The organism is candidate division KSB1 bacterium, assembly GCA_022562085.1.
In the GTDB taxonomy this organism is placed as follows: domain Bacteria; phylum Zhuqueibacterota; class Zhuqueibacteria; order Oceanimicrobiales; family Oceanimicrobiaceae; genus Oceanimicrobium.
In genome coordinates, this window is sequence record JADFPY010000450.1 from 1 (window position 1) to 2,877 (window position 2,877).

Here is a 2,877-nt window from a genome sequence, read left to right on the forward strand (position 1 = left end):
AGAACTACCCAGTCACAGGCGGCCGAATCAAGGGCCCAAAGTTAAATGGCAAAATCCTGGAGGGAGGAGGCGAATGGACCATCCTGCACCCGGACGGGGCGGGCAAATTGTATTTGCGAACACCGATTCGCACAAATGACGGCAGCCGGATTTATGCGCACCATCATGGCGTCGTGTACGCTAAATCGGCTGTAATTCAACGCCTGCGGGAAAACAAACCCGTTGATCCGTCGGAATATTATTTCCGGACAACACCATATTTTGAAACGACCTCGAAGAAGTACGCATGGTTGAACCGGATTGCCGCGGTCGGCAAAGGTCATTTCGTACCAAATGGCATTAAATTCAGTGTGTACAGCATCGACTGAAGGTACGAATGAGTTCACCTGTCAAACTGCGGCCAATTACTCCGGAAGATGAAGACTTTCTTTACCGGGTTTATGCCGGCACTCGTGAAGATATAGCCCAGTTAAATTGGGACCAGAAACAGCAAGAAAAATTCCTAAAATTGCAGTTTATGGCCCAGCACAAGCAATACAAAGCGCAATTCTGTGATGCCGATTTTCAAATCATTCTAGAAGATGAAAGGCCGGTTGGCAGATTCTACGTTAACCGAACCGAGGGCGAAATCCGGATCGTAGATATTGCTTTGCTGCCCGAGTTTCGCGGCAAGGGAATGGGTTCAACTCTGCTAAAACAGGTTCTCGCTGAAGGGACACAAAAAAGACTCCCGGTACGGATCCATGTCCAGCAATCCAACCCGGCTTTTCATCTTTACCAGCGGCTCGGTTTTCAAAAGATAGATGAAAACGGTATATATTATTTAATGGAGTGGACGAGCAATTAAAACGGCCTGAAGATGCTGAATAAGTTAACAAGCGCTGATTTTTCTCCTCACCTGAATCAAACATTTAAGATTCATTATCATTCCACTAAAGTTTTGGAGGCGAAACTTGTTCTGGAGGTTGAGCTTATCGAAGTCGCAGAGTATGCGGGGAAGTCGAAGAGACCCTCGAAGCGGCGGCCATTCTCAATCCTTTTCCGCGGCCCGAAGGACGCCCACCTTCCGCAAGGGGTCTACAAAATCGAGCAAGACAAAATGGGAACGGTTGAGTTATTCCTGGTTCCAATTATGCCGGATGAGAAGGGCAGCCTTTATGAATCTGTGTTTAACTGAACCTTTAGAAACGTGGGGCGCCCGGGAGGCAAAATATGAAATGAAGACAACCAAAGTCGGACCCATGAAGACTGAGGAAAACAAAGTCACGTTTTTGGAAGGCGCCATGGCATACACAGTTAATCTTAAAGACAATACCGGTTCAAAAATGGAAAATCCCATGCTAAAAAGCTTCGAGGGTCAGGACCTGACTGAGGTGGGCGAAAAAATGATGAAACAGATGGGCGGCAAAAAAATCGGTTCTGAAAAGTTTCTCGGTAAACAAACCGACATCTGGGAAATCAAGCAAATGGGTACCAAATCCTGGGTTTGGAAGGGCGTTCCCTTGAAAACCGAATTAAATATGATGGGCATGAAAATAAACGTTGTAGCTACGAAGATTTCTGAAAACTTTGATAAGCGCAAATTGCAGCGTCCCAAGAACATCGACTACAAGGACATGAGCGAAATGATGAAAAGTTTCAAAACAAATTAATTATCCACCTCTCCAAGTTTTGGGCACGGAGCAGGCTTTTCTCAAGACACATATTGACACTATTAATAAAAAAAACCAAACAACATCTATTGCCAACAAAAGACAACAAACCTTGGGGGGGTATTCCAGACAATACCATTTGCTTTTTATCTGCAAATTTTGTAACCATATATCAGCCAGCAGGCTAACCCACACAATTTCCCGTATTTTTCACATTACGAGGAGGGAAAAATGACAAGCCGCTCATTCAAATCGCGCTTTGTTTATATTTTCTTTTGCAACTTACTACCTTTATTTTTTCTTACCGCTCTTAATGCCCAAACATTCCGGCTGCAACCACTCACCCATCCCGACGGACTTTTTATCCTGACTGATCTAAATAATAAAGGTGATATGTCCGCTATTCTGTTTAAGAATAACGGGGATATCAACGCGTTGCTGAGAAAAGCAAACGGGGAGATAATCAGTCTTCCTGGTGTTGGCGGAACCAATATCCGGGCCATAGCAATTAACGACTTGGGCCAGGTGGCAGGGTTCTCAACTGATGCCGGCGGTTTGGGGCATCCAGGGGTTTGGGACGCGAACGGTTTTAATGAACTCCTCCTCCCGGCTGGCGCGACCGCTTTTGCGGTGAACGGCATCAATAATTTCGGCCAGGTGTCCGGCGCTTATCTGGATGGCTCCAGCGTCAGTCATGCCCTGCGCTGGGAATCAGACGGCACTTTTCAAATATTACCGGATTTGCCAGGCGGTTCAGGATTTGCAATTGCTCTCAATAACAATGGAGATGTGGTCGGCTGTTCCGCTGACGCCAACAGCGATAACCACGCCGTACGTTGGCAGCAGTTGTCCGGCCAATCGTTTGAGATCAAAGATCTCGGTACTTTGGGAGGACCCACTAGTCAGGCTAACGATATCAACGATGCCGGTCAGATTGTGGGAACCGCCGACCTCCCGGCTTTCGCCCATGCGTTTCTCTGGGAAAACGATCTGATGACGGACCTGGGAACCCTGGGGGGGGATTTCAGCCGGGCTTTTTCGATCAATGAATCGGGAGTAATTGTAGGGCCTTCGCAAGTCAGTGGCGGCGTGAATGCATCCAGTGTTGCTAGCAATATGGAGCGCATGTCATTCGTCCCTATCGAGGCCTTGGCCGAAGGAAGACGCCCGCACGAACTCTTCGATAAGTTCAGAATTGCATCCGCATCCAAAGATCCCACAGATA

At 47.3% G+C, this 2,877-nt stretch carries 5 protein-coding genes; all 5 read left to right on the forward strand.

What is annotated here, in order from left to right:
- Nucleotides 1-368, forward strand: a 368-nt coding sequence (locus IH879_22050) for a DUF3237 domain-containing protein (GenBank protein MCH7677609.1), incomplete at its 5' end; no start/stop codon positions are given.
- A gap of 8 nt (nucleotides 369-376) precedes the next feature.
- Nucleotides 377-847: a GNAT family N-acetyltransferase gene (locus IH879_22055; protein ID MCH7677610.1), complete on the forward strand. Its 471-nt coding sequence runs from the start codon at nucleotides 377-379 to the stop codon at nucleotides 845-847.
- 12 nt (nucleotides 848-859) lie between these two features.
- Complete coding sequence (locus tag IH879_22060; protein ID MCH7677611.1) at nucleotides 860-1,177, forward strand: hypothetical protein; 318 nt, start codon at nucleotides 860-862, stop codon at nucleotides 1,175-1,177.
- A complete protein-coding gene (locus tag IH879_22065; GenBank protein MCH7677612.1) occupies nucleotides 1,158-1,652 on the forward strand; it encodes a hypothetical protein in 495 nt (164 codons plus the stop codon). The genes IH879_22060 and IH879_22065 overlap by 20 nt, the downstream gene beginning before the upstream one ends.
- A 231-nt stretch (nucleotides 1,653-1,883) precedes the next feature.
- Nucleotides 1,884-2,877, forward strand: a 994-nt coding sequence (locus IH879_22070) for a hypothetical protein (protein MCH7677613.1), incomplete at its 3' end; no start/stop codon positions are given.